Origin of the sequence: Pontibacter silvestris, assembly GCF_020907275.1 — a bacterium.
GTDB lineage: Bacteria > Bacteroidota > Bacteroidia > Cytophagales > Hymenobacteraceae > Pontibacter > Pontibacter silvestris.
This window is the reverse complement of the sequence record NZ_JAJJWI010000028.1, coordinates 36399-42803: the sequence shown is the minus strand read 5'-3', so window position 1 is coordinate 42803 and position 6405 is coordinate 36399. Positions and strand designations below refer to the sequence as shown.

11 protein-coding genes are annotated in these 6405 nt (G+C 44.7%); 8 read left to right on the top strand and 3 right to left on the bottom strand.

What is annotated here, in order from left to right; all coding sequences use genetic code 11:
* The coding region (locus LN995_RS18905) for an IS3 family transposase (protein WP_229962651.1) at positions 1-239 on the top strand (239 nt) is incomplete at its 5' end.
* Here LN995_RS18905 and LN995_RS18900 read toward each other — a convergent pair.
* The 3 genes from LN995_RS18900 to LN995_RS18890 form a co-directional block, all read right to left on the bottom strand.
* Entirely contained in the window at positions 236-811 is a 576-nt protein-coding gene (locus LN995_RS18900; RefSeq protein WP_229962650.1) for a Crp/Fnr family transcriptional regulator, read from the bottom strand. The two genes, LN995_RS18905 and LN995_RS18900, sit on opposite strands and share 4 nt — an antisense overlap.
* A gap of 409 nt (positions 812-1220) precedes the next feature.
* Complete coding sequence (locus LN995_RS18895; protein WP_229962649.1) at positions 1221-1361, bottom strand: hypothetical protein; 141 nt, start codon at positions 1359-1361, stop codon at positions 1221-1223.
* 92 nt (positions 1362-1453) lie between these two features.
* Positions 1454-1795, bottom strand: a complete 342-nt coding sequence (locus tag LN995_RS18890) for a hypothetical protein (RefSeq protein ID WP_229962648.1) — start codon at positions 1793-1795, stop codon at positions 1454-1456.
* Between the two features lie 79 nt (positions 1796-1874).
* On the opposite strand from LN995_RS18890, the gene LN995_RS18885 reads away from it, so the two are divergent.
* The 7 genes from LN995_RS18885 to LN995_RS18855 all read left to right on the top strand — a co-directional run bounded on the left by LN995_RS18885 (position 1875) and on the right by LN995_RS18855 (position 6200).
* A complete protein-coding gene (locus LN995_RS18885) occupies positions 1875-2198 on the top strand; it encodes a YybH family protein (RefSeq protein WP_262910530.1) in 324 nt (107 codons plus the stop codon).
* A 207-nt stretch (positions 2199-2405) separates the two neighbouring features.
* A complete protein-coding gene (locus LN995_RS18880; RefSeq protein WP_229962647.1) occupies positions 2406-2996 on the top strand; it encodes a Crp/Fnr family transcriptional regulator in 591 nt (196 codons plus the stop codon).
* Positions 2997-3092: 96 nt separating this feature from the next.
* The gene (locus LN995_RS18875) at positions 3093-3620 is read left to right on the top strand and encodes a DinB family protein (RefSeq protein WP_229962646.1); all 528 of its coding nucleotides are present in this window, start codon (positions 3093-3095) and stop codon (positions 3618-3620) included.
* Positions 3621-3866: 246 nt separating this feature from the next.
* Positions 3867-4745 (top strand): alpha/beta fold hydrolase, encoded by an 879-nt coding sequence (locus tag LN995_RS18870; RefSeq protein ID WP_229962645.1) that lies wholly within the window; start codon positions 3867-3869, stop codon positions 4743-4745.
* 48 nt (positions 4746-4793) lie between these two features.
* A complete protein-coding gene (locus tag LN995_RS18865; RefSeq protein ID WP_229962644.1) occupies positions 4794-5156 on the top strand; it encodes a nuclear transport factor 2 family protein in 363 nt (120 codons plus the stop codon).
* 14 nt (positions 5157-5170) lie between these two features.
* On the top strand, positions 5171-5749 hold the full coding sequence (locus tag LN995_RS18860) for a PPC domain-containing DNA-binding protein (protein WP_229962643.1): 579 nt from the start codon (positions 5171-5173) through the stop codon (positions 5747-5749).
* 58 nt (positions 5750-5807) lie between these two features.
* Complete coding sequence (locus LN995_RS18855; RefSeq protein ID WP_229962642.1) at positions 5808-6200, top strand: YybH family protein; 393 nt, start codon at positions 5808-5810, stop codon at positions 6198-6200.
* Positions 6201-6405: the final 205 nt, after the last annotated feature.

The following is a 6405-nucleotide window of genomic DNA, read 5'->3' as shown; positions in this document are numbered from 1 at the left end:
TCAAAGATATGAGCCGCAAGGGCAACTGCTGGGACAATGCGGTGGCAGAGAGCTTCTTTAAAACGCTGAAAACAGAGTTGATCTACCACCGTAGATTCACCACTAGGCAGGAGGCCAGGCTGGCTATATTGGAGTATATCGAGATCTTCTACAACAGAGAGAGGAGGCACTCTGCATTGGGTTATCTCACCCCTTGCCAGTATGAAAACCTGTACCTACATAATAAAGTAGCTGCCTAACAAAAAGCCTCCAGTAAAACATTGCAGTTCCAAACCTCCCGGGAGGTGCCCAGCTCACTGGCGATTTCCTGGTGGGTCACCGACAGTTCCAGTGTCTTCAACTGCTTTGACTTGACCACCAGGTACCGGAGCAGGCGCTCGTCCATTTTCCTGAAGGCCACGTCATCAATGGCCATCAGCATCTCCTGAAAGCGCTTCTGGTAGGTCATGGCGACAAAGTCCTTCCACTGACGAAACTCATTCGTCCACTCCTCATGCTTCCGGACAGGAACTCCCAAAACCCTTGTTCTTTCCTCCACCACTGCCTTGATGTCGCTGGGGCTTGACGTACTGCAACAGGTCAGGGAAACGGCACAGGTGTCCCCGCCTTCAATGTAGTAGAGCAACAACTCATGCCCTTCTTTATCGGTCCGCATCACTTTAACGGACCCCTCCAGGATGATGGGAACCATCTGAACATACTGCCTTGGCTCAATGATGGCCTGCCCAGGCTCAAACTCCTGAATTTTGCCGTTCTTTTCTATCTCTTCAAGCAAAACAGGATCTGTGATAAGTGGAAGTTCAATAGGCATATATATGAAGCTTAGTCCGTTATTTTTTTACTACTCCCAGGTTCTCTTACCCCGCAATAAAGTGACTGTTAAAAGCCCTAGCCTGACGGATTTGGAGGTGTTCAGCCTTTCAAGTATCCGATGAGAGCATGTATGCCAGGTTAACGCTTTGCAACAGCGCCAGAAAGTGGCACTTCTTTTCTTTTAACGATAAAAATCAGGTAGAGACTGATTTGTAGCCCGTACTCTAGAACCGGGGTAGCCAACAAAGTTTACTTTTTATTCGGAGCCAGAGTGTGACTTTTGTCACACAGGCTGAGAAAGAACGCGCTGCTGTCCAGCTGTTTTAGAAGTAAACCTGCGTCACCAGTTTTACTTGTTGATAGTTGGTGCTGTAGAACCCCTTACTCACAGGCACATCCTCTCCCGGCTATACCTTTGCCTCGTACAATTGCCGAAACACGAGGCCCTGCAGCGGCCGGTAAGAGGGCCTGTAGTTCAGGTCAATCACTGTACTCCAGTAGGATACACTGCCGTACTTGTTGTGGGCATAGTCACTGATACCGGGCAAGCAGGCTTTGGCAATGGAAAGTTCAGAGTAGAGAGGCTCGGTGTCCAGTAAATTCTGCCTTTCAGCACCAGCAAATCAGCTTTCCCGGTACCTTAGAGGGGCCTCTTGGAAGAGTAGCGAAGAACTGCTCCAACCTCCATTCCATTGAGAAAGTAAACCGCCAGCTGCCTTTCCTGTAATTCAGGGTAGCACCGGCCAGCCTTACAGGTCAGGGAAGTACGCCCTGTCTGCGCTGCTATTCCCCCGTTACCCACCTGAAACTGGTGCAGTGCCTCATCCCCAAGGCCCATGTGTTCGCCTGCGGGCACGAAGTTGTTCATACGTAGCGTTAGCGACGGTAAGGTACTTTTGCAATGTACAATAAATACTATAACAATGAAAAGAGTATCAATCACAACAGCCAGTATAACATTGAAATTTACTTTACAACTCAAAGCAAGAAGTTAGTCTAAAACTTCAAAGAGTAGAAGAGTAGAGACAACAGTAGCTACAGAGAAAGCAGCCGTAGAAAAGCTGACCTTTTCTTACCAAGATATATTTAATGCCTCTGATGCCAATAAGGTTAGTGTACTCTATACAAAGAATGGTGTCCTGATGGCAAATGCAGCCCCAACAGCCGAAGGAGCTGATCAAGTGAGAGGAACCTACCAATATGTGTTTGACAACTTTAACTATGACCTACAGTTTAACATCCTGGAAATTGAGGTAAGCGGTAACACAGCGTATGCTAGGTCTACCTCTAAAGGGTCCTTTGTAATTAAAGTAAGCGGGCAGACTGTAGCTGTCGATAATCGTGAACTGTTTATATTTAAAAAAGTAAACGGCAGTGGAAAATAGCCTCTATATACAAAAAATCTATATAACCCTCTACACAATACTGTAGCAGGGGCTGATGTAAAAACAACTGCGTTCAGCCTTTTTTACTTTATCGTTGTACTGGCCCAAGGCTTTTATGTGCTAAATTCTATGAAACCATAACTATGGTTATTTGTTGCTTGTGTAGCTTTACAGCTCCAAAGCACACACCATTGAATCTTTGAGCTTATGAGTACCTCCTTCAATGCCTTGATTGAGCACTTTAAAAACTATTTCCCGCTGGATGAAAAAGAGCGTGTAGAGTTATCTGAGCGCTTCAATGAACGTAAGATCAAGCGCCGCGGCTTTATCCTGCAGCAGGGAGATGTGTGTCGCCATTTTACCTTTGTTGTTTCGGGCTGTTTTAAAATGTATGCAGTGGACCAAGCCAGCAAGGAACATAATTTGCAGTTTGCGGCGGAAAACGACTGGATAACCGACCTGAGCAGCTTTTACTCTGAAAAGCCGAGCGGTGCCTATATAGAGGCTATTGAACCCTCAGTTATACTGCAAATCAAGCACGCAGACTTGCTTCACCTTTACATCCGCTACCATAAATTCGACCGCAACTTTCGGATCATTATTGAGCAGAAATACATTGAGCTGCAAAACAGGATGCTGCAAAGCATCAGCTCCACAGCCGAAGAACGTTACCTGTCTTTCCTGGAGCAATATCCTAAGTTAGCCAATCGTTTGCCCAACACGCAGATCGCTTCCTACCTTGGCATCACACCAGAGTTTCTTAGCAACATCCGGAAAGGCCTAATCAAAAAATCATGATGCCTTAAACTACTTTAAGCAATTTTATTAAAGTAGTTTAAGGCATCATATGATTTCTATGCGCCAACTTTGCTTTCCTAAATAAACAGACAATCAATGAAAGCTATCACCCTTTTAACATCCTTATGCTTGCTGCTCAGTATTTTTAACTTTGCGCAAGCTCAAACTAAAACCGATGAATTGGTAAAAGAATGGGAAAGAGCCAAGGCATACACGAAAGAGTACTTGGATGCTATGCCTGAATCAGGCTACGACTCGAAGCCTACTCCTGAGATACGTTCATTTGCTGAGCAGATGCTCCATTTAACAGACGCAAATTATAACTTTGCTGCTGCCGTAACTGGCGTAAAAAGTCCAGTTACTGATCTTGAAAAAAACACAAAGGATAAATCGAAAGCAAATGTAACTAAGCTGGTGATGGAAGGCTACGATTTTGTTATTGGTGGGATCAAAAAAATTAAGCCAGCACAACTTAATGAAAATGTAAAGCTGTTTGGAAGTTTCGATATGAGCAAAGGCACTGCTCTTGACAAGCTTTTCGAGCATCAGACACACCATCGCGGACAAACTACTATTTACCTTCGCCTGGAAGGGGTAAACCCTCCATCTGAAAAATTATTTTAAATCAACGTTTAAGTCTAATCCAATAATTATCTGTAGAGGCAACTATTAAACCATTTGTAAATTTCAGAGATACACTTTGTAGAAAAGCGTTTCGGGCAAAGCTTGAAACGCTTTTTTTATTACTTTAATCTCTCTTACAGCATAAAGAAATACCCTTAAACTAGTTTAAGGGTATTTCTTAAGATAGTTCATTGGTCTGCCCGCCACGAATGCCGGATCTTTGCATTGCTTTTAAATTACTTATCAATGCAAAAATTCTTAAATCTACGGCTTCTTCTGGTCATAATATTCATAGTTAATGCAGCCTTTAACCAAGGCCAGGCGCAGCAACTAAGATACTTCATGCAGGCTGAAGCTTCACCAGCCAATGCCATACCCTATGGCAACAACCCTAAGGCAGGTCACTACTTGAAAACCGGTGATGCAAAAATCTATTATGAAGTGTATGGCGAAGGAAAGCCGGTGGTGGTGCTGCACGGCGGTATAGTAGGTTCTACTATGGAGATGGGGCAATTCATAGATAGCCTGTCCAGGAACTACCAAGTAATCGCGGTCTCCACCAGAGGACATGGCAAATCTGAAATGGGTTCTCAAACACCTTCCTACGAGCGGAAAGCAGAGGACGTAAATGCCATTATCAACGCGGTTACGAAAGACAGCGTAACAGTTTTGGGTTTCAGCGATGGCGCTTACACCGGATATTTTCTAGCTGCAAAGCACCCGGAAAAAGTGAAGAAGCTGATTGCCATTGGTGCCGGGGAGTGGAAGCAGGGTTTCCGGACCTTTGACAACTCCCGAGCAGTGCTTTTCAGCATGGACAGTCTCTACTTTAAACAGCAACTCGCACTGATGCCCGAGCCGCAAAGATTCGACGAATGGTTAGTGACCCTAAATAAATACTATAACTCGGTTAACATAGGTAAGAAGACTTTTGGCGCCATTCAATGCCCTGTTTTAGTAATGGCGGGTGAACTTGACCAGAACGCTCCGTTGAAAACTGTCATCGCAGCATATGAAATGATACCGAAGGCGCAGCTAAGCATCATACCCAATGCGCCGCACCCGGCCTTTGTGGTAAATTTCCCGGCTGTATGGGCAAGCATGGCGCCTTTCCTGAAGCAGTAGGCATCAGTTTAGCAAAGCAAACATTTCTCACTTAAATACTTTTCCAATATGGAAAATAACGAGGCATTAACAAAGGAAGTGTTGGTCCATCACCTCACCGCTTTCGGTAACAATGATCTGGAAGAGATTATGAAAGACTACACCGAAGAATCAGAGGTGTTGACACCAAGCGGGCCGCTGAAAGGAGTGGCTGCTATCAGACAGTTTTTTGCAGATTATTTTGTGGCCATACCGACAGGCTTGGCCTTTGAAATGAAGCAAATGACTGTTACCCATTACGTTGGTTATGTAGCCTGGGCCAGTGATTCAGAGATTGCGACAATCCCGATGGGAACAGACACCTTCTTTTTGGAAGGGGATAAAATAAGGTTCCATACCGTTGCTGACCACCGCATAATTAAACAACAGTAAGAGGCAAAGTACTTATGATGATAAAAGCGGTTTCTTTCAACTGTATACTAGCCACTGTTCTGGCAGTATTTGGTATGTCTATGACTGCATATTCGCAAGAATACAGCTCGCCAACGCAACCTGTAGAAACAGGTAGAGCCCCTGGCGTAAAAGTCAGGCTGTTAAGTACCAATGGGCAGACTCAAAACTATGTTTTGATATTTGCAAAGGGAGATGAAGTACGGTCTGGCTTAACTGAATTTGCCCAAAAGTATAATGTAAAGACCGCTCACTTTACCGCTATCGGTGATGCAACATCTGCCAGGTTCGGCTTTTTTGATTACGACCGAAAAATGTTTAAAGTCATACCCATCAACGAGCCCTCTGAAGTATCTTCTTTGAATGGCAACATCGCAGTGTTAAATGACAAACCAGTAGTTCACATTCATGCTAATGTGGCTACTGAAGATGGCACAGTACGCGGAGGACACTTGCTTGAACTTATTACCGGGCCTACGCTGGAGGTATTTCTTACAGTTGAACCAACCACGCTTTACAAGAAGGTGAACCCTCAGTTTGGGGCAGGACTCATTGACCCTTCGCTAGAGCATTAAGTTGTTTGAATGAATAAAACTTTGTCTCCTTTCATTTATTTCAAATCAGAACATACATATGAATATTCAAAACGGAAAAACAGCGGCTGAAAGCCTGATTACTAGCTACGCTAAAGCATTGAGTTCAGCGGATGCGGCCTCCATCCCTACTTTCTATACCGAGGACGGACGTTTTTTGCCCAATGGGTTCAGGGCGTTGACATCTGCAGACCTATCCAAAAGAAGTAAAAGCTATCTGGAGAAGGGCCAATTTCACATCGAGTTTAACGTGCAGGACATCGCCATTGATGGTCAATTTGCCTTCGTAGAGGCAGTGGCTCAGACAAGATCTGTTGATGTAGCGACGGGTGGGGCATTGACCCATGTAAGCCGGGACTTCTTTGTTCTCCGTAAAGAGCAGGAAGAGTGGAAAATCTTCCGCTACACCTTCAATAATGTGAAGGAACAATAGTAAAATCCGATGCCATATTCAATGCGGCAGGACTGTATCATCAGGCTTGTTATCTTCGCCTGTTAGGACATGCCTGCCTACTGAGGGTATTGGGTATGGTGTGAGCCACAAAAGTGGAACTTTCGATCCGACAACTGGATTTAGGGCATGGCAAATGTTGGCTGCGCGGAAACACTCTAGCTCAGATAACCAACCTCTTTTGAAA